We start from the raw sequence: 17,314 nt of genomic DNA, 5'->3' as shown, positions 1-17,314 counted from the left end.
CGAGTTGACCGGAGTGGTCGATGGACGGTCGCGCCGCATCCACCCCCTCACCCGGATCGGTCTCGGCGGCGCATGGCTGCCTGTCACCACCGGCGAGTCGGGTGCCCTCGTCTTCCGCAGCGCCGACGCCGCCAGGTACGCCACGTGCGTACCCGCCGCCGGCGCAGCCGACCTGACGGCCGAGCGGACCGGATCGGGGGACCTCTGCCTGCCCAGCATCGTGCTCGATCCACGGAGCCTGGACGTGTCCGGATCCGTCGACCTGGGGCGCCTCGGTCAGGCCGACCGCCACGCCGACCTGGCGCTGCTCCTGGCCAACGCGCGGGAGACCTGGACGAACGAGCTCCAGGCGCAGGCGGCGGACACGGCGTTCGCCGAGAGCTACGGCCTCGTCCTCGACCACGACCGCCTGCGCTTCTACCTCCACCTGGACCCGCTCACCTGGGGCTGACCGGGATCGTCAGCGACCCTGCGGCCGACGGGACGTGACTACCGGTCGACGGCGTCGGTCACCTGCTTCCAGCCGTCCAGGTCGGCGAGGCGCGCCTCCAGCGCGGTACGCATGCCCGTGGCGCCGGCGGTACCGAGGGCCAGGCGCAGCGGAGGGTTCGGGCTGTCGACCGCGGCCCGGATGCCTTCGGCGACCCGCGCCGCCGAGGAGAACGCGGACGCCGGCAGCTCTCCGATGCCCTTCTGGACCTCGCGGACGGTCCGGTCGTAGTCGGCCAGGCCGGCCGCGACGTCGAGGTTGGCGAGGAAGGGGGTCGCGGTCATCCCGGGCTGGATGACGGTCACCCTGATGCCGAGCGGTGCGACCTCGGCCACCAGGGCGTCGGACAGGCCCTCGATCGCGTGTTTGGTCGCGGCCAGCAGCCCCACGCCGGGGTGGGCGGACTGCCCGTAGACGGACGAGCCCTGGAGGATGTGCCCGGAGCGCTGGGCGCGGAGCACCGGCAGTGTCGCGCGGAGCACGTTGAGGACTCCGAAGACGTTGGTGTCGAACACGGCGCGAACCTGCGCGTCGGAGGCCTCCTCGACGGCTCCGAACAGTCCGTAGCCGGCGTTGTTGGCCACCACGTCGATCCGGCCGAACCGCGTGAGCGCGCGCTCCACCGCCTCGCGGACGGCCTGCTCGTCCCGCACGTCCGCCCGGACGGGGAGCAGGCGCTCGCCGTGCGCCTCGGCCAGCCGGTCGAGGGGGGCGGTGTCGCGGGCGAGCGCCGCGACGGGGTCGCCGCTTTCGAGCACCTGGCGCGTCAGTTCGAGGCCGATGCCGGACGTCGCGCCGGTGATCAGCCAGACACGGGGGCGGGTCTGCTGGTTGGGTATTCCGTTCATGTTGCGACCGTAGTGAGTTAGAAAGCAACGGGTCAAGGCTGATGGCGCTCTTGGTTGCCCGCTACTCGAATTAGCACCTGTTCCTTTTGCTGTAGGGTGAGGCCATGAGCAGCGCGGCATCCGGATCCCCCAAGCCCAGCCCGCGGACCGTCACACCGGCGGTGGAGACCGTGCTCGCGTTCGTGAACACGCGCGCGGACGGAGCGGGTGGGCGGGAACTGTTCGGGGACGGGGACGCGTTCGCGGCGTGGCTGGCGGCGTGCGACGCGTTCGACGACGCGGGCGTGGTGACCGATGCCGACGCGGCGGCCGCGCGCGAACTGCGCGACGCCCTGGTGACCGTGCTGCTCGCGCACGCGGGCGACGAGGAGGGCCGGGGCGAGCCGCTGCGGCGCGCCGAGCGGCACCTGCGGCGCGCCGGCGCGCTCCACCCGCTGGCGACGGTGGTCACGGCCGGCGGTGTCGAACTGGCGTCGCCGCAGGCGGGGGTGGAGCGGGTGTTCGGAACCGTGCTGGCCGCCGTGACGACCTTCGCCCAGAGCGGCGACTGGGGGCGCGTCAAGGCCTGCCGGAACCCCCCGTGCCATCTCGGCTTCTTCGACCGCACCCGCAACGGGGGCGGCCTGTACTGCAGCCCCGGCTGCGGTTCCCAGGTGTCCATGCGCAACTACCGCCGGCGGCAACGCCAGGAGGTCCAGGCGCCACCCCCGGCGTGACCATCGGGGAGTGCTCCGGCGGGCGGTCCGCATCGTGGCGTTCAATGGTCTCGGCACCGCAGCACGACGGAGAGGACACCAGCCGATGGGACGCAGGAAGCCGGGCAAGCCACGCCGCGAGCGCGGACCGGTCGAGTACACCCTGCAACAGCTCCGGCCGCCCGGCTACGACGAGTGGATGACCCCCGCCGCCGGCTTCGACCCCGAACGGGCCGCCGCCGACCCCAGGCTCAGCCCCCGGGCCGTCGACCTCATGCGGCGACTGGCCCGGCTGCGCCCCGCCTACGGGCCGAAGGTCCCACTGCAGGCCGCGTGGCTGGACATGGCCCTGGACCGCGGCAGCCTGCGGCTGCGCCACCCGGACGGCAGCATCGGCGACCTGCCCGCCGACGAACTCGCGAGCGTGATCGGCGGCGCGGCCGAGGGGTCGGACGTGCGGAACGCGGTGCACGAACTCCACGCCGCCGGTGCGCTCCTGGTCGACCCGGACGGTGGCGACGACACCGTTCTGCGGGTCGTCGTAAGCAAGCCCGCGAAGCCCGGCGATCCGTGGCTGTTCGCCGGCGACATCCCTGGCGACCCGGTACCCGGCGCCTGAACGTGCGAAGGTAGAAGTCCTCACGGTGGTCGGTGGTCGGTGGTCGGTGGTCATGGCAGCCGGCCGCGGCCATCCCGCAGCATCCGGAGCGGACACCGGTGCACCCGAACCGAGTTGACTGGAGTGGTCGCCATGGACGGTCGCGCCGCATCCACCCCCGCACCCGGATCCGTCTCGCCGGCGCTGCTCGGCATCGGCGGCGCATGGCTGCCTGTCACCACCGGCGAGTCGGGTGCCCTCGTCTTCCGCAGCGCCGACGCCGCCAGGTACGCCAAGTGCGTACCCGCCGCCGGCGCAGCCGACCTGACGGCCGAGCGGGACCGGATCGCGTGGCTGGACGGCCAGGGCGTTCCCGGCCCGCGCGTGCTCGACTGGTACGACGGCGACGCGGGAGCCTGCCTGGTCACCGGCGCCGTCCCCGGCGTACCCGCGGACCAGGTGGCACCCGAGGACCTGCGCGGCGCCTGGGGCCGCATCGCGGAGGCGGTCCGTCGGCTGCACGAACTCCCGGTGCGGAGCTGCCCGTTCGGCCGGCGCCTGGACAGCATGGTCGCCCGGGCACGGGACGTGGTGGTCCGTGACGCCGTGAACCCGGAGTTCCTCCCGGACGAGCAGCGGCGGACTCCTCCCACGGAGCTGCTGGCCGCCGTCACCCGGGAAGTCCCCCGACGACTGGTCCAGGAGAGCGCCGACACGGTCGTCTGCCACGGGGACCTCTGCCTGCCCAACATCGTGCTCGATCCACGGACCCTGGACGTGTCCGGATTCGTCGACCTGGGGCGTCTCGGTCAGGCCGACCGCCACGCCGACCTGGCGCTGCTCCTGGCCAACGCCCGGGAGACCTGGACGGACGAGGTCCAGGCGCAGGCGGCGGACACGGCGTTCGCCGACCGGTACGGCATGCCCCTGGACCACGACCGCCTGCGCTTTTACCTCGGCCTGGATCCGCTCACCTGGGGCTGACCGGCGGCGCCGCACCCCGCGACCGGGGTCAGGCTCGGGCCGTCACCACCACCGCGGTCTCGGCGAGGAAGAAGCGCCCGTGATCCGCGGCGAGTTGCAGCGCCTCGTGCCAGGTCTCGATGTCCGCGAGGGACACCGTCCCCCGCCCCTCCGACGCGGCACTGGTCAGCGCATGCCGGATGCCCTCGATCCGGCGGCGCGCATGACCGCTCAGCTCGGTCGAGCTCGTCACCAACGGGTGGACCCGTTCCACCAGCAGCGGCGAGTCCTGCACCAAGCCGGGCAGCTTGCGCCCGATCCTTCCGTCCACGTGGTCCATCCACGGCTGCTGGTCGTCGGTGAAGGCGTGGCAGACCCGCCGGTCGAGGTCGCGGCCGGCGCCCGCGATCACGAGGGAATCGAAGTCGACGTGCGCCACCACCGCCCGGCCGCCGGGCCTGAGGACACGCGCGATCTCGGCAAGGGAGGCGGCAGGGTCCGGAAGGCATTCGAGGACGTTGTAGGAGACCACGGCATCGACACTGTCGTCGGGCAACGGGAGTGGCTCGGCCAGATCCGCCACCTCGATCTCGGCGCCGCCCTCGTGGTCCGCCAACAGGCCTCGGGCGGCCTCGACGCTCTCCGCCGACCGGTCGAAGCCGATCAGCCGGGCGCCGGGCAGCCGGCGCGCGAAGGCCGCGAGGGTGGGACCTCGTCCGCACCCCAGATCGACGACGCACCCGCCCTCGCGCACCGCCGCCGAATCCACCAGGTACTCGTGGATCAGCTCATCGGCGTCCGACATTCGCTCTCCCCTCCCCGACCCCGCCCGCCCGGCGGGTCCGCCGGTCAGGCTCTCGGTGTCCCGCCCGCGAAGATCAGCGTACCGATGTGCCCCTCGGTCGGGGTATCGAGAATCGTGGCCTCCACCGACTCGACTCCACACCACCGAAGCAGCCCGGCCCAGCCGCGAGGAGTGCAGGAGCAGCGGTACGCGTACAGCGCCTTCCCGGCGAAGCCGCCCTTGTCCATGCGATGACCGAGGACCCGTCACCCGCTGAGGTGGCGGCCGTCGTGCGTCCGTACGGCCGGTGCCGCGTCGCCCCGTAGGGCGTCCAGGACGCGGATGGCGTACACCTCTGCCATCCGATCCGCGCTCGACGGCGGGCAGGTGGTCGGCGGTGTAGTAGCTGACGCTCAGGGGCAGGGCCACGGCAAGTGCTCCATGTGGACGCCGAGCAATAGCTGCCGGAAGCCCTCGGGCAGCGCCGCCTTCTCGTAGTGGTGCAGCTCGATCACATTCGTCTCCATTCGCCCGATCCTCACACAGCCGAGTGGTCGACGCGGGTGGGATCACTGACCACGTTGTTCCTGGCTCGAAATCCTCACAGGCCTGAGCAGTTCGAGGGCATGGGTCCAGTCGTACTGGTCGCGTGCGCCGCCGGACTTGGGTGGGTGGGGCGGGTGGTCGCTGATGAGGACGCCCATGGAGCGGAGGCGGGCCAGGCTCTCGGCGTAGGCGGGGTGGGCGGCGAGGGCGGAGTTGACGTAGGGCTGGGCGGCCACGGGGACGCCCAGCCCGTAGGCCTCGCAGAGGATGCCGAGGGCGAGGTTGTCGGCGATGCCCTGGGCCCATTTGTTGATCGTATTGAAGGTGGCGGAGACGACGGCGATGGCGTCCGCCGGTGGCAGCGGGCGGGGGCTGCCGGGTGTGCGCCAGGCGGAGCGGATCGGGTGGCCGGTCTGTGCTTCGACGGCTGTCTGGTCGAGGAACGCGAGCGCGTTGGGTGTGGCGATCACCCCGACCCGCCAGCCTTCGGCGTGAGCGGCGGTGATCAGTTCGCCGACCCCGTCGGCGACGCCGGAGGCGCAGACGACGACGTAGAGGAACGGCTCGTGCTGCTCGGCCAAGCCTGAACTCCTTTACGGTGATGGCACGTCCCGGCCGCATCGGCAGGTATCGTCCGCACTGGTCGCTACGAACGGAGTACCAGTATGCCCAGGCACACCTCCGAGCACATCGGCGAACGCATCGCGCACTACCGCAAGCTCCGCCGTCTGACCCAGCGCGAACTCGCCTCCCGTGCCCACATCTCCTACAGCATGCTGACCAAGGTCGAGCAGGGTGCCAAGCCGGCCACGCCGGCCGTGATCGCCGCCGTCGCGCGGGCGTTGTTCGTGCAGACCGCCGACCTCACCGGCCAGCCGTACCTGACCGAGCTTCGCCAGGACGAGTTGGACGTGCTGATCCAGCCGATCCGCGAAGCATTGGACCTCTACGACCTCGGCGCCGATCCCGATGTCGATCCCCGGCCGGTGGACGAACTGCACGCCGCCGCCGAACAGTTGTGTGCCCTCGTCCGTGAGACCCGCATCAAGGACGCGGCCCGCGCCCTGCCGGGCCTGATGGCAGAGGTCACGACGGCTGCGCACTCATACCCGTCCGAGAAGGCGTGGCAGGTGCTGGCGAGCACGTACCGCACGGCCTACGACATCACCACGAAACTGGGCTTCAGCGACCTCTGCGTCGTCGCGCTGGACCGGATGGCATGGGCCGCCGAGCGCGCATCCGATCCGATTCTCGTCGGAATCCGCCAATATCTTCGTTCGATCCTCTATCTCCGCTCGGGCCAGTTCGACCTAGGAAGGCGACTGGTCGGTGTCGGGATGGCCACCCTCGAACAGGCCAACGTCGGCCCGGTCCGGGATGTCGCAGTCGGGCAACTCCATCTCGGGGCCGCCATGCTGGCCGCGCGTTCGGGTGACGGCGACACGGCAGCCGGGCACTTGTCGGAGGCGGCCCGGCTCTCCGAGGCGACGGGCGAAGCCGTCCGAGTGCACTGGCTCTCATTCGGCCCGACGAACGTGGCCGTGCACCGGGTGGCGACGCTCGCAGAGCAGTACAAGTACGCGGAAGCGGTCCGAGTCGCCGAGGAGGTCCGGATCTCGGAGGACTGGCCGGCCTCGCGGGCTGCTGCCCACATCGCGGAGGTGGCGCGCGCACAGCTGTGGATCGGACGGGCGGAAGCATCGTTGAGGTCGCTTCAGCGCGCCCGGGAGCTCGCCCCCCAGCAGATGCGCTATCACCCGATGGTGCGCGAGACGATCACCGGCCTCGTCTCGGCGCACCGGACCACACCGGGCACGCTGACCGGCATGGCGCACTGGGTGGGAATCTGATGATCACTCAATGGAGCCGGACTATCACTGAGGAGTGATAGTCCGGCCCTTCTCCAGTGGCGATGCTTTCTGCAACGAGCCGGCCAAGCCATGGAGACGTACTGATGAACGTCGCTTCCGACAACGTCCGCGGTGATGCGGAGCCCCGACGGCACATCACGTCGGTGGTCGCGACGGCCGGGGCGGAACGCTGTCCGCGAGCCCCGTACGGCTTGCCGCAGGCTTCCTGGTCGATCGACCGTGAGCCTGCCGCCGTCCCCGGCCTTCGGGTCAATGTCGCTGGTGTTCTCCGCGCGTGGGGGCTCGATCCGGACGGTGACCAGACGTTCGCCGTGGTCCTGGTCCTCACGGAGTTGGTGACCAATGCTGCCCGTTACGGTCGGCCCCGCCTCGGGCTGATCGAGGTGGACATGTGGCTGGACGGTGACCGTGTCGCCGTCACGGTCACGGACAGCAGCACCGCTACCCCGGTGATGCGGGAGGCTGACGCCGGTGACGAGTCCGGGCGCGGGCTCCAGCTGATCACCGCGTACGCCGAGGCGAATGGCTACGAACTCCACCGGACCGGCAAGAGGGTCTGGGCCGTGATCAGCCCGCGCCCCGCCCCCGAGGCCGGCGCCGCACTGCTGGACGCCGCACAGATCGCGGTCTGACCTCGGTCGAACGCGGCTGATCCCCTCCGGTTCCAGCCCCGTGATCATCACCGCGCGGCGGGCGTTGCCGGAACTCATCGCCGCCGGCGTACGCCACCACCGGCTCGGCCCGCTGTCCGCCGACGCCTCCCGAGAGCTGCTCCTCAGCATTGTCGGCTCCCTACCGCGCCCTCGCATCGCCGAACTCACCGCAGCCTGCCAGGGCATACCGCAAGCGCTCGTCCTGGCCGGCGCCACCGTCCACCCGACACCCCGCACCAACACGGAGACCGCCGTGTCCGCCGCCTTCGCCGACACCTACAGCGCCCTCAACACCCAAGCAGCCCGCATCTATCGGATCGCCGCCCTGCTGCCCAGCGCAGACCTCACCATCGACCTCGCGATGGCCGGTGCCGCCGCCGGGCTCGACCCGGCGGCGGCCGCGAGCGCGTTCAGCGACCTTGCCAAGGCACGGTTACTGTGCGCCCCGGTCACGGACGGCGGCCGGTGGGAGTTCGTCTCCTCGGGAGCCCGCGCGCACGCCGCTTCGCTCGCAGGCGAGGAGCAAATTATCGCGATCCGACGGGCCCTCGACTGGCTGACCGCCGAGACCACAGCTGCCGCCCGCCTGGCCGTCCCCTACCGGGACCCGCTCGACGCGCCCCTCGCCTTCCCCCCGCCGCATCGCATCGGGATCACGACGGCGAGCCAGGCGCTCGACTTCCTCCGCCTACGCGGCGCCCACCTCGACGCCGCGCTGACCGCCGCCGAGGGCCACCACCCCGGGATCGTCCCCTTCCTCGTCTTCGCGGCCTGGCCGTACTACCTTCGCACCCGCCATTACCGCGAGTGGCTCGATCACCACGACCGCGCGCTCACCGCCCTCGGCACCCCGGCCCACGACACCGAACGACGCCTCTACCGCGAGTTGCTCGGCGCCCGTGCGACCGTCCTGCGCGCCCTCGACCGCATCCCCGAGGCACTGGCCGACTGCCATCAGGCCCTCGCCACCGCCAAGGAGACCGGCGACCGCGCCGGGATCGCCCAGCACCACTACGGCCTCGGCGCGACCTACCGCCAGGGCGCCGCGCACGTCCTCGCCCGCCAGCACTTCGACCGGGCCCGGAGGCTCTACCTCGACCTCGGCCGCCACCGTGGCGCGGCCCTCGCCCACCTCGAACTGGCCCTCACCGACGCCGACCTGGGCGAGGGCACCGCGACCGTCGCCGACCGGCTCTCGGTCGCCGAGCGCGGCCTCCTGGCGACCGGCGACCCCCTCAACTCCCACAAGGCCCGGGCATGGCGCGGCCGCATCCTCGCCACCGACGGCCGCCTCAAGGACGCCCGGCCGGTCCTCACCTCCGCCCTGGAAGGCTTCCGCGAGCAGGAAGCCCGGCTGTGGGAGGCCCGCACCCTGGCGTGGATCGCCGACATCGACAAACAGTGCGGCCACACCGGCAACGCGATCACGCTGCTCCGCCACGCCGCCACTCTCTACGAGCGCCACAGTCCCGCCGACCACGCCAAGGTCACCGCCGCTCTTCGAGACCTCCAGAGCCGGACGTGAACGACGGCTCCGAGGAGGACGGTTCCGACCGGCTCTGGGCCGCCTGCGGAGTGTCGGTGGCGGCGCTCCTGCACCTCATCGCCACCGCCCTGGTGCTCATCAACCGCTCGCACTGAGAGGAGGAACGCACCCATGCCCACGCCCGACCAGAAGCCCCCCGGACCGAAGCCCGCGAACCCGCCCACGCCCCGCCCGCCGGACCGGTAGGCGCAGCACCACACGAAGGAGACCCCCATGGCCTGGGGAACCGACAAGAACAGCAGCGGCAAGCACGGGGGCAAGAAGGACCCCGACACCGCCAAGTCGTCGCCGGACGGTGCGCAGCCGCTGCCCGAGCCCAAGCATAAGAAGGACGACGACAAGAAGTGACGGACTCCGTGCATCGACCGGAGCAGGCCGCCGTGCGCGGCCTGCTCCGGGCCGTCGGCGAAGCGTTCGGCGGCCCCGTTCCCCGCGAGTGGCAGGAAGCGCTCGAAGCCGTCCCACGGCATCGCTTCCTGCCGGAGCGGATCTGGTTGGAGAACGGCCAGGGCGGCTACGAGCCGTGTGATCTCCAGGACAACCACCTGCGATGGTTCGACGCGGCCCATGCCGACGTACCGCTCGTCACCCAGCTGAACGACGGCCGGGCATCGGCCGACGCGTGGCCGTCCTCCTCCGCCTCGGCGCCCTCGGTCGTCGTGCGGATGCTGTGCGACCTCGACGTCCGGCCGGGCATGCGGGTGCTGGAGGTCGGCACCGGGACCGGGTGGAACGCGGCGCTGCTGGCCCACCGGGTCGGGGCGGGGAACGTCGTGTCGGTCGAGATCGATGCCGACGTCGCGAGGCAGGCAGGAGAGGCGTTGAGCGGCGTGGAGGTCATCTGCGGGGACGGCGCCGACGGGTGGAGCCGACGCGCGCCCTACGACCGGGTCGTCTCCACCTGCTCGGTGCGCCGCGTGCCGTGGGCGTGGATCGAGCAGACCAGGCCCGGCGGCATCGTCCTGACGCCGTGGGACAACCCGATGATCTGCTGGGGGTTGCTCAGGCTCACGGTCGGAAGAAATCAGGCAGAAGGGCGGTTCAGCCCGCACTCGGCGTTCATGCTGATGCGCACCCAACGCCAGGACCTGCGGATCTTCCGTGACGTCGTCCGCGACGAGCACGTGCCCGCCGAGAGCCGCGCCTCGCTCTCCCCGCGGCTGGTCACCGGAGACGCGTGGGAGGCCCGGTTCGCCCTCGGACTCCGGCTCGGCGATGTGTGGACCGCCTGGGAGGAGGACGCCGCCCGGCTCTGGGTGGCGACCACCGATGCCCGGTGCTGGGCCGCCGTCGACGACGACGGCGCCGTGTGGCAGTACGGGCCGCGCCGGCTCTGGGACGAGGTGGAGGAGGCCCACCGCTGGTGGGAGGAGCGGGACCGGCCGGGGCCCGAGCGGTTCGGGTTGACCGTCGGTGCGCAGGGGCAGCGGGCCTGGTTGGACGTGCCCGCACAGCCCGTCCGGACGTGAGCGGGGAGGCCCCCGGTGGCCCGGGGGCCTCCCGCCGGCGCGTCAGCGGTGCTTGAACTCGGCGGGGCGCTTCTCGGCGAAGGCGGCCATGCCTTCCTTCTGGTCGGCGGTGGCGAAGGCGGCGTGGAAGAGGCGGCGTTCGAAGCGGACGCCCTCGGCGAGGGTGGTCTCGAAGGCGCGGTTGACGCTCTCCTTCATCATGATCGCGGCCGGGGTGGACATCGCGGCGACCTTCTCGGCGGTGGCGACGGCCTCGGCGAGGAGGTCGTCGGCGGGGACGACGCGGGAGACCAGGCCGGCCCGTTCGGCCTCCTCGGCGCCCATCATCCGGCCGGTCAGGCACAGCTCCATCGCCTTCGCCTTGCCGACGGCCCTCGTGAGGCGCTGCGAGCCGCCGATGCCCGGGATGACACCCAGCTTGATCTCCGGCTGGCCGAACTTCGCGGTGTCGGCGGCGATCAGGATGTCGCAGAGCATCGCCAGCTCGCAGCCGCCGCCGAGCGCGAAGCCGGCCACCGCCGCGACGACCGGCTTGCGCAGTTGGCCCAGGCGGTCCCACGGGCCCAGCCAGTCGTCCAGGTAGACGTCCGGGAACTCGTTGCCCTGCATCTCCTTGATGTCGGCGCCGGCCGCGAAGGCCTTCGCCGAGCCGGTGATCACCAGACAGCCGATCTCCGGGTCGCGGTCGAACGCGGTGGCGGCGGCCACGACCTCGTTCATCAGCTGGTTGTTCAGCGCGTTCAGCGCCTCCGGCCGGTTGAGCGTGATCAGCCCGACCCGGCCCTTGCGGTCGACCAGGATCGTCTCGTAGGTCTCGGTCATCGCCGTTGACTCCCATTCGGTTGCGCGCTCTGACGGACCCCACGATCTACGAACCGGCCCGCCTCGCGCCAGTCTCGGTCCGCGAGACGGTCGTCACCCGTTCGCAGGTCAGGCGACGGACCAGTCCCCGCCGGCCGGCGGTTCGAAGAACGCGGCGACCGCCCCCTCGCCGACCCCGGCGAGGGTGGCCGGCGACCAGTGCGGGTCGCGGTCCTTGTCGACGACCTGCGCGCGGATGCCCTCGACCAGGTCGTGGTGGGTCAGCGCGGCGCAGGACACCCGGTATTCCTGCGTCAGGCTCTCGTCCAGGGAGCCGTGCGTCCGGGCCCGGCGCAGGGCGGCGAGCGTGACCTTGAGCATGGTCGGCGAGCGCTCGGCCAGCTCCTCGGCGGCCTGCTTGGCCGCCGGGACGCCGCTCGCCACCAGCCGCGCCGTGATCTCCTCGACGCTGTCGGCCGCGTAACAGGCGTCGATCCAGTCGCGCTGTTCGGCGAGCGGCGCGGCCGGGGCCGGCTCCGCGTACCGGGCCAGGACCTCGTCGACCGGCGCGTCGGCGAGGCCGGCCAGCAGCGCGGGCAGGCTCGCCGACGGCACGAAGTTGTCGGCGAACCCGCACAGCAGCGCGTCCCCGGCGGTCATCGAGGCGGCGGTGAGCCCCAGGTGGGTGCCCAGCTCGCCGGGCGCGCGCGACAGCAGCCACGTCCCGCCGACGTCCGGCACCAGGCCGATCCGGGTCTCCGGCATGGCCACCACCGAGCGCTCGGTGACGATCCGCACCGAGCCGTGGGCGGAGACCCCGACGCCGCCGCCCATGGTGATGCCGTCCATCACCGCGACGTACGGCTTCGGGTAGCGCGAGACCAGCGCGTTCAGCCGGTACTCGTCGCGGAAGAACGCGCGCGTCCCGGCGCCGCCCGCCTTGGCGTCGTCGTGCATGGTCCGGATGTCGCCGCCCGCGCACAGGCCGCGCTCGCCGGCGCCGGTCAGCACCACCGCCCGCACCGCGTCGTCCCCGGCCCACCGCTCCAGCACCGCCCGCAGCTCCACGACCATGCCGTGCGTCAGCGAGTTGAGCGCCCGCGGCCGGTCGAGCACGATCCGTCCCACCCCGCCGTCCCGCGACGCCCGCACCTCGTCCGCCATCGTCCCCACTCCCGTTCGTTCTCGACCGGCTGTACTCAAGACTTCAAGATTCAAGGCTTCAAGACAAGCACGAAGGGCGGCACCGGCCGGTGACCGGGGCCGCCCTTCGTCCGGCGGGTGAAAATGGTTCAGGGGGCCTCAGGGGACGATGCGGCCGGTGACCTCGCCGAAGCCGATGACGGTGCCGTCGGGGCCGGGGGCGGTGGCGGTGATGGCCACCTCGTCGTCGTTCTCCAGGAAGGTGCGGGTCGAGCCGTCCGGGAGCTTGAGCGGGTTCTCGCCGTTCCAGGTGAGCTCGATCAGCGCGCCGCGGGTCTCGGGCTCGGGGCCGCTGACGGTGCCGGAGGCGAACAGGTCGCCGGTGCGCAGCGAGGCGCCGTTGACCGTCATGTGGGTGAGCTGCTGGGCGGCCGTCCAGTACATCGAGGCGAACGGCGGGCGGGAGACGGTGTGGCCGTTGAGGCGGACCTCCAGGGCGAGGTCCAGGCCCCAGGGTTCGCCGTCGCGGTCGTCGAGGTAGGGGAGCGGTTCGACGTCGCGGGCCGGCGGGGTGACCCGGGCGTGCTCCAGGGCGTCCAGCGGCACGATCCAGGGCGAGACGGAGGTGGCGAAGGACTTGCCGAGGAACGGGCCGAGCGGCACGTACTCCCAGGCCTGGATGTCGCGCGCGGACCAGTCGTTGACCAGGCAGACGCCGAAGACGTGCTCGCGGAAGCGGTCCAGGGGGACGGGCGTGCCGAGCGCGGAGGGCGCGCCGACGACGAAGCCGACCTCGGCCTCGATGTCCAGCCGGCGGGTCGCGCCGAAGGACGGAACGGCGTCCGCCGGCGCCTTGCGCTGCCCGTGCGGGCGGACCACCGGCGTGCCGGAGATCACCACGGTGCCGGAGCGGCCGTGGTAACCGATCGGCAGGTGCTTCCAGTTGGGGGTGAGCGGCTCCGAGCCGGGGCGGAAGATCCGGCCCAGGTTGGTGGCGTGGTGCTCGGAGGCGTAGAAGTCGACGTAGTCGGCGACCTCGAACGGCAGGTGCAGTTCCACCTCGGCGAGCGGCAGCAGCAGCGGCGTGAGGGCGTCCCGGTGGGACTCCTCGCTCAGCCAGCGGGTGAGCGAGGCGCGCACCTCGGTCCACACCGGACGGCCCGCCGCCAGCAGCGGGTTGAGCGAGTCCGCGTCGAGCAGGACCGAGGGCTCCCCGGCGGCGCGGGCGGCGGCGCCGGCGTCCAGGACGAACTCGCCGACGCGCACGCCGATCCGCCGCCGGCCCGGCCGGTCGCCGGCCGTGAAGACGCCGTACGGCAGGTTGTGCAGGCCGAACGGCGAGTCGTTCGCGGGGGCGAGCCAGCTGCGGGGGGTGGTCAACGGTCCTCCTGGGGCGTCGGATCGGGCGACAGCAGGCCGAGGGCGGCCAGGTCGTCCAGGGGCTCGGCGATGCTACAGGTGCCGAACGCGGTGAACGAGTTGCGGATCACCGTGACCTGACGGTCAGTCAGTGACAGGACGGCCTTGGCGAGCACCTCGCCGGAGCGCTCGGCGAGCACCTCGGCGGCCGCCGTCCGGTCGGTCTCCTGCGCGGCCAGCAGCACGTTCAGGAAGCCGTGGTGCTCGAAGCCGGTCGCCGGATCGGTGTGCCGGACGGCGTGGTGCAGCCCGGCCGTGCACTTGTACGGCAGGCCGCGCTGCGCGCACCCGGTGAGGAAGCCGGCCAGCTCCCGCTCGTCCGGGAAGGCGCCGGCGACGATCCCGCCGGTGCGGAACTTGGCCCGGTACGGGCTGTCGACCAGCACGTCCAGGACCTCGTCCAGGCCGTCGCCGCGCAGCAGTTCGCGCGGCAGCTCGACGGCCGCCGGCACGTCGGCCGGCAGCAGCAGGTCGAGCGCGGCGACCGCCTCGCGGGCGTCCCGGGTGGCGAGTTCGACGCCGGCCACCTCGAAGGGCGCGGCGGCGGCCAGCGCCGGGCCGAGCTCGGAGCTGCCCCCCGGCAGCACCAGCCCGACCCGGAGAACGGGTCCGGGGCCCTGCGCCGCGGCCGCCAACTCGCCCAGCCGGCCCGCCCCGCAGAGGAACGGGCCGACCGCGGCGGCGTACCAGGCGGTGCGGTGCGCGCGGTGCGCGGGCACCGCCTCGGCGACCGGAAGGTTCCCGGGCGGGAACACCGCCGCGTCGTCGAACAGCCCCTGGAACAGCGGGGGGACCGTGAGGGTGGCGCTCACTGCCGCGGCCCCCGGCCGGCCCAGGTCCAGGCGTAGCCGGAGTCCTCCGACGCCCGGCCGCCCTCGCCCAGCTCCAGCGGGCGGAAGGTGTCCACCATCACCGCGAGCTCGTCGAAGAACTCCGCGCCGATGGACCGCTCGTAGGCGCCCGGCTGCGGGCCGTGGGTGTGGCCGCCCGGGTGCAGCGAGATCGAGCCCTGGCCGATGCCCGAGCCCTTGCGCGCCGCGTAGTCGCCGCCGCAGTAGAACATGACCTCGTCGCTGTCCACGTTGGCGTGGTAGTACGGCACCGGGATCGACAGCGGGTGGTAGTCCACCTTGCGCGGAACGAAGTTGCAGATCACGAACCCGTTGCCCTCGAACACCTGGTGGGCCGGCGGCGGCTGGTGGATCCGCCCGGTGATCGGCTCGAAGTCCCGGATGTTGAACGCGTACGGGTACAGGCAGCCGTCCCAGCCGACCACGTCGAACGGGTGGTGCGGCACGGTGTACCGGGTGCCCGAAATGCCGTTCGGGCCGCGGTGCTTGACCAGCACGTCGACGTCCCCGGCGTCCTCGGCCAGCAGCGGGCCGGACGGCCCCCGCAGGTCCCGCTCGCAGTACGGCGCGTGCTCCAGCAGCTGGCCGTACTTGGAGAGGTAGCGCTTGACCGGGGTGATGTGGCTGTTCGCCTCGATGCAGTAGGCGCGCAGCGGCTCGTCGCCGGCCGGCACCCAGCGGTGGGTGGTCGCCCGGGGGATGACCACGTAGTCGCCCTGGCCGACCTCCAGCGCGCCGAAGACCGTCTCCACGGTGCCGGAGCCGGACTCCACGTACACGCACTCGTCGCCGAGCCCGTTGCGGTAGAGCTCGCTCGGCGCCCCGGCGGCGACGTACGAGATCCGCACGTCGCCGTTGCCGAGGACGAGCCGGCGCCCGGCGACGACGTCCGCGGACTTCCACTCCTGGCCGGCGAACAGCTCGTGCAGCTTGAGGTGGCGGGGGAGCAGGGGATGGTTGGGCACCGTCGACTGGTCGGGCAGCTCCCACGGCACGGCGTTCACGACGGCCGAGGGGATGCCCCGGTGGTAGAGCAGCGAGGAGTCCGAGGAGAACCCCTCCTCGCCCATCAACTCCTCGTAGTACAGCCCGCCTTCGGGTGTGCGGTGCTGCGTGTGCCGCTTGGGCGGGATGCTGCCCAGCTGCCGGTAGTACGCCATCGTCCCTGCTCCTCCCGGACCTTCCTGTGGCCCAGAGCTGCCTTGAGCTTGCTACGGCTTCTGCGGTGGCAGCCACTGCGGTGGCCGCCGCGGTGGCTGCCGCGCCCCGGGGGGCGCGGCCCGGCCTCAGAGGTTGCCGCGGCGCTCCTGCTCGCGCTCGATGGCCTCGAAGAGCGCCTTGAAGTTGCCCTTCCCGAAACCGAGCGAGCCATGCCGCTCGATGAACTCGTAGAAGACGGTCGGACGGTCGCCGATCGGCTTGGTGAAGATCTGCAGCAGGTAGCCGTCCTCGTCGCGGTCGACCAGGATGCCGCGGCTCTTCAGCTCCTCGATCGGCACCCGGACCTTGCCGATCCGCTCGCGCAGCTCGGGGTCGTCGTAGTACGAGTCGGGGGTGTTGAGGAACTCGACGCCGCGCGAGCGCAGCACGTCGACGGTGGTGAGGATGTCGTTGGTGGCCAGCGCCATGTGCTGGCAGCCCGCGCCGGTGTAGAACTCCAGGTACTCGTCGATCTGCGACTTCTTCTTGGCGACGGCCGGCTCGTTGAGCGGGAACTTCACCCGGTGGTTGCCGCTGGCGACGACCTTGGACATCAGCGCGGAGTAGTCGGTGGCGATGTCGTCGCCCACGAACTCGGCCATGTTCACGAAGCCCATGACCTTGTTGTAGAAGGTGACCCACTCGTCCATCTTGCCGAGCTCGACGTTGCCGACCGCGTGGTCCAGGGCCTGGAACAGGCGGCGCGGCGAGCCCTCCGGGTGCTGCACCTTGCTCTTGGCGACGATGTAGCCGGGCAGGTACGGGCCGGTGTAGCGGGAGCGGTCGACCAGGGTGTGGCGGGTCTCGCCGTAGGTGGCGATCGCGGCGCGGCGCACGGTGCCGTTCTCGTCGGAGACGTCGTTCGGCTCCTCCAGGATCGTGGCACCCTGGGCGCGGGCGTGCGCGACGCACTTGTCGACGTCCGGGACTTCCAGGGCCAGATCGACGACGCCGTCGCCGTGGCGGCGGTGGTGGTCCAGCAGCGGGCTGTCCGGGGAGACGCCGCCCTTGATCACGAAGCGGCAGGAGCCGGAGCGCAGCACGAAGGCCTTGCGGTCGCGGCGGCCGGTCTCCGGGCCCGAGTAGGCGACCAGCTCCATGCCGAAGACGGCCTGGTAGAACTGGGCCGTCTGGGTGGCGTTGCCGACCACGAACACGACGGCGTCCTGCGCGGTGACCGGGAACGGGTCGGCGGCCGGGTCGTGCTCGACGAGGCCGACGAGGCGGCGCAGCTGCTCGGCGTCGAGACCGGCCTCCCGCTCCTCGGGGGTCAGCTCAAGGGCGTGGGACTGCGGGGTCATCGGTCGTTCCTCCACATTGAGGCCTCGGCATTGAGGCATCCGCTTGAGGCGGCCGCTCCGCGGGGTCGGGGTGGGGGCCGGTGCGGGCGGCTGAGCGCTGAGCTTGCTCCAGTCGGGCGGATTGGGCAACAGATCG

General features: G+C 72.2%; 18 protein-coding genes and 1 pseudogene. 9 read left to right on the top strand and 10 right to left on the bottom strand.

Translation table 11 applies throughout. The features are described 5' to 3' along the window. Positions 1 to 13 precede the first annotated feature (13 nt). Positions 14 to 451 carry a hypothetical protein gene (locus tag ABTX81_RS12005; RefSeq protein ID WP_350543451.1) on the top strand — a complete coding sequence of 146 codons (438 nt, stop codon included), beginning with the start codon at positions 14 to 16 and terminating at the stop codon, positions 449 to 451. Positions 452 to 489: 38 nt separating this feature from the next. Here the strand turns inward: ABTX81_RS12005 and ABTX81_RS12000 are convergent, their stop codons facing one another. Further along, positions 490 to 1,338: an SDR family NAD(P)-dependent oxidoreductase gene (locus tag ABTX81_RS12000; protein WP_350543449.1), complete on the bottom strand. Its 849-nt coding sequence runs from the start codon at positions 1,336 to 1,338 to the stop codon at positions 490 to 492. A gap of 104 nt (positions 1,339 to 1,442) precedes the next feature. On the opposite strand from ABTX81_RS12000, the gene ABTX81_RS11995 reads away from it, so the two are divergent. The 3 genes from ABTX81_RS11995 to ABTX81_RS11985 all read left to right on the top strand — a co-directional run bounded on the left by ABTX81_RS11995 (position 1,443) and on the right by ABTX81_RS11985 (position 3,615). Beyond that, positions 1,443 to 2,054 carry a CGNR zinc finger domain-containing protein gene (locus ABTX81_RS11995; RefSeq protein WP_350543447.1) on the top strand — a complete coding sequence of 204 codons (612 nt, stop codon included), beginning with the start codon at positions 1,443 to 1,445 and terminating at the stop codon, positions 2,052 to 2,054. 85 nt (positions 2,055 to 2,139) lie between these two features. Continuing rightward, positions 2,140 to 2,652 carry a hypothetical protein gene (locus tag ABTX81_RS11990; protein WP_350543445.1) on the top strand — a complete coding sequence of 171 codons (513 nt, stop codon included), beginning with the start codon at positions 2,140 to 2,142 and terminating at the stop codon, positions 2,650 to 2,652. Positions 2,653 to 2,784: 132 nt separating this feature from the next. Further along, the gene (locus tag ABTX81_RS11985; protein WP_350543443.1) at positions 2,785 to 3,615 is read left to right on the top strand and encodes an APH(3'') family aminoglycoside O-phosphotransferase; all 831 of its coding nucleotides are present in this window, start codon (positions 2,785 to 2,787) and stop codon (positions 3,613 to 3,615) included. A gap of 28 nt (positions 3,616 to 3,643) precedes the next feature. Here ABTX81_RS11985 and ABTX81_RS11980 read toward each other — a convergent pair whose 3' ends face one another. From ABTX81_RS11980 to ABTX81_RS11975, 3 genes and pseudogenes are all read right to left on the bottom strand, one after another. Then, the gene (locus tag ABTX81_RS11980; protein WP_350543441.1) at positions 3,644 to 4,399 is read right to left on the bottom strand and encodes a methyltransferase domain-containing protein; all 756 of its coding nucleotides are present in this window, start codon (positions 4,397 to 4,399) and stop codon (positions 3,644 to 3,646) included. A 245-nt stretch (positions 4,400 to 4,644) separates the two neighbouring features. Then, positions 4,645 to 4,746: pseudogene (locus ABTX81_RS39630) on the bottom strand (NUDIX hydrolase); the annotation flags it as partial. 201 nt (positions 4,747 to 4,947) lie between these two features. After that, the gene (locus tag ABTX81_RS11975) at positions 4,948 to 5,505 is read right to left on the bottom strand and encodes a flavoprotein (protein ID WP_350543439.1); all 558 of its coding nucleotides are present in this window, start codon (positions 5,503 to 5,505) and stop codon (positions 4,948 to 4,950) included. An 84-nt stretch (positions 5,506 to 5,589) separates the two neighbouring features. Between ABTX81_RS11975 and ABTX81_RS11970 the strand changes: the two genes are divergently transcribed. The 5 genes from ABTX81_RS11970 to ABTX81_RS11950 all read left to right on the top strand — a co-directional run bounded on the left by ABTX81_RS11970 (position 5,590) and on the right by ABTX81_RS11950 (position 10,463). Then, on the top strand, positions 5,590 to 6,774 hold the full coding sequence (locus ABTX81_RS11970; protein ID WP_350543437.1) for a helix-turn-helix domain-containing protein: 1,185 nt from the start codon (positions 5,590 to 5,592) through the stop codon (positions 6,772 to 6,774). Positions 6,775 to 6,878: 104 nt separating this feature from the next. Continuing rightward, positions 6,879 to 7,427 (top strand): ATP-binding protein, encoded by a 549-nt coding sequence (locus ABTX81_RS11965; RefSeq protein WP_350543436.1) that lies wholly within the window; start codon positions 6,879 to 6,881, stop codon positions 7,425 to 7,427. A 40-nt stretch (positions 7,428 to 7,467) separates the two neighbouring features. Further along, positions 7,468 to 8,973, top strand: coding sequence for a tetratricopeptide repeat protein (locus ABTX81_RS11960; protein WP_350543435.1), 1,506 nt, complete (start codon positions 7,468 to 7,470; stop codon positions 8,971 to 8,973). 234 nt (positions 8,974 to 9,207) lie between these two features. Then, on the top strand, positions 9,208 to 9,342 hold the full coding sequence (locus ABTX81_RS11955) for a hypothetical protein (protein WP_350543434.1): 135 nt from the start codon (positions 9,208 to 9,210) through the stop codon (positions 9,340 to 9,342). Between the two features lie 8 nt (positions 9,343 to 9,350). Continuing rightward, on the top strand, positions 9,351 to 10,463 hold the full coding sequence (locus tag ABTX81_RS11950) for a methyltransferase domain-containing protein (RefSeq protein WP_350543433.1): 1,113 nt from the start codon (positions 9,351 to 9,353) through the stop codon (positions 10,461 to 10,463). A 42-nt stretch (positions 10,464 to 10,505) separates the two neighbouring features. On the opposite strand, the gene ABTX81_RS11945 is transcribed toward ABTX81_RS11950, so the two are convergent. From ABTX81_RS11945 to hppD, 6 genes are all read right to left on the bottom strand, one after another. Further along, on the bottom strand, positions 10,506 to 11,285 hold the full coding sequence (locus ABTX81_RS11945; protein WP_350543432.1) for an enoyl-CoA hydratase: 780 nt from the start codon (positions 11,283 to 11,285) through the stop codon (positions 10,506 to 10,508). Positions 11,286 to 11,393: 108 nt separating this feature from the next. Beyond that, positions 11,394 to 12,428, bottom strand: coding sequence for an enoyl-CoA hydratase/isomerase family protein (locus tag ABTX81_RS11940; RefSeq protein ID WP_350543431.1), 1,035 nt, complete (start codon positions 12,426 to 12,428; stop codon positions 11,394 to 11,396). Between the two features lie 138 nt (positions 12,429 to 12,566). Continuing rightward, positions 12,567 to 13,787, bottom strand: coding sequence for a fumarylacetoacetase (gene fahA, locus ABTX81_RS11935; protein ID WP_350543430.1), 1,221 nt, complete (start codon positions 13,785 to 13,787; stop codon positions 12,567 to 12,569). Beyond that, entirely contained in the window at positions 13,784 to 14,638 is an 855-nt protein-coding gene (locus tag ABTX81_RS11930; protein ID WP_350543429.1) for a hypothetical protein, read from the bottom strand. The genes fahA and ABTX81_RS11930 overlap by 4 nt, the downstream gene beginning before the upstream one ends. Continuing rightward, complete coding sequence (locus ABTX81_RS11925; protein WP_350543428.1) at positions 14,635 to 15,837, bottom strand: homogentisate 1,2-dioxygenase; 1,203 nt, start codon at positions 15,835 to 15,837, stop codon at positions 14,635 to 14,637. The genes ABTX81_RS11930 and ABTX81_RS11925 overlap by 4 nt, the downstream gene beginning before the upstream one ends. Positions 15,838 to 15,963: 126 nt before the next feature. Next, a complete protein-coding gene (gene hppD / locus ABTX81_RS11920) occupies positions 15,964 to 17,178 on the bottom strand; it encodes a 4-hydroxyphenylpyruvate dioxygenase (RefSeq protein WP_350543427.1) in 1,215 nt (404 codons plus the stop codon). Positions 17,179 to 17,314: the final 136 nt, after the last annotated feature.

It is taken from the genome of Kitasatospora sp. NPDC097605 (assembly GCF_040302725.1).
GTDB lineage: Bacteria > Actinomycetota > Actinomycetes > Streptomycetales > Streptomycetaceae > Kitasatospora.
The sequence above is the reverse complement of the archived record's forward strand: the minus strand, read 5'-3'. Positions and strand labels throughout refer to the sequence as shown.

Excerpts from the sequence above, each read along its gene's own strand:
- ABTX81_RS12000 (WP_350543449.1), bottom strand. The coding sequence starts at position 1,338 with ATGAACGGAATACCCAACCAGCAGACCCGCCCCCGTGTCTGGCTGATC.
- ABTX81_RS11995 (WP_350543447.1), top strand. The coding sequence starts at position 1,443 with ATGAGCAGCGCGGCATCCGGATCCCCCAAGCCCAGCCCGCGGACCGTC.
- ABTX81_RS11990 (WP_350543445.1), top strand. The coding sequence starts at position 2,140 with ATGGGACGCAGGAAGCCGGGCAAGCCACGCCGCGAGCGCGGACCGGTC.
- ABTX81_RS11985 (WP_350543443.1), top strand. The coding sequence starts at position 2,785 with ATGGACGGTCGCGCCGCATCCACCCCCGCACCCGGATCCGTCTCGCCG.
- ABTX81_RS11980 (WP_350543441.1), bottom strand. The coding sequence starts at position 4,399 with ATGTCGGACGCCGATGAGCTGATCCACGAGTACCTGGTGGATTCGGCG.
- ABTX81_RS11970 (WP_350543437.1), top strand. The coding sequence starts at position 5,590 with ATGCCCAGGCACACCTCCGAGCACATCGGCGAACGCATCGCGCACTAC.
- ABTX81_RS11965 (WP_350543436.1), top strand. The coding sequence starts at position 6,879 with ATGAACGTCGCTTCCGACAACGTCCGCGGTGATGCGGAGCCCCGACGG.
- ABTX81_RS11955 (WP_350543434.1), top strand. The coding sequence starts at position 9,208 with ATGGCCTGGGGAACCGACAAGAACAGCAGCGGCAAGCACGGGGGCAAG.
- ABTX81_RS11945 (WP_350543432.1), bottom strand. The coding sequence starts at position 11,285 with ATGACCGAGACCTACGAGACGATCCTGGTCGACCGCAAGGGCCGGGTC.
- ABTX81_RS11940 (WP_350543431.1), bottom strand. The coding sequence starts at position 12,428 with ATGGCGGACGAGGTGCGGGCGTCGCGGGACGGCGGGGTGGGACGGATC.
- ABTX81_RS11925 (WP_350543428.1), bottom strand. The coding sequence starts at position 15,837 with ATGGCGTACTACCGGCAGCTGGGCAGCATCCCGCCCAAGCGGCACACG.
- hppD (WP_350543427.1), bottom strand. The coding sequence starts at position 17,178 with ATGACCCCGCAGTCCCACGCCCTTGAGCTGACCCCCGAGGAGCGGGAG.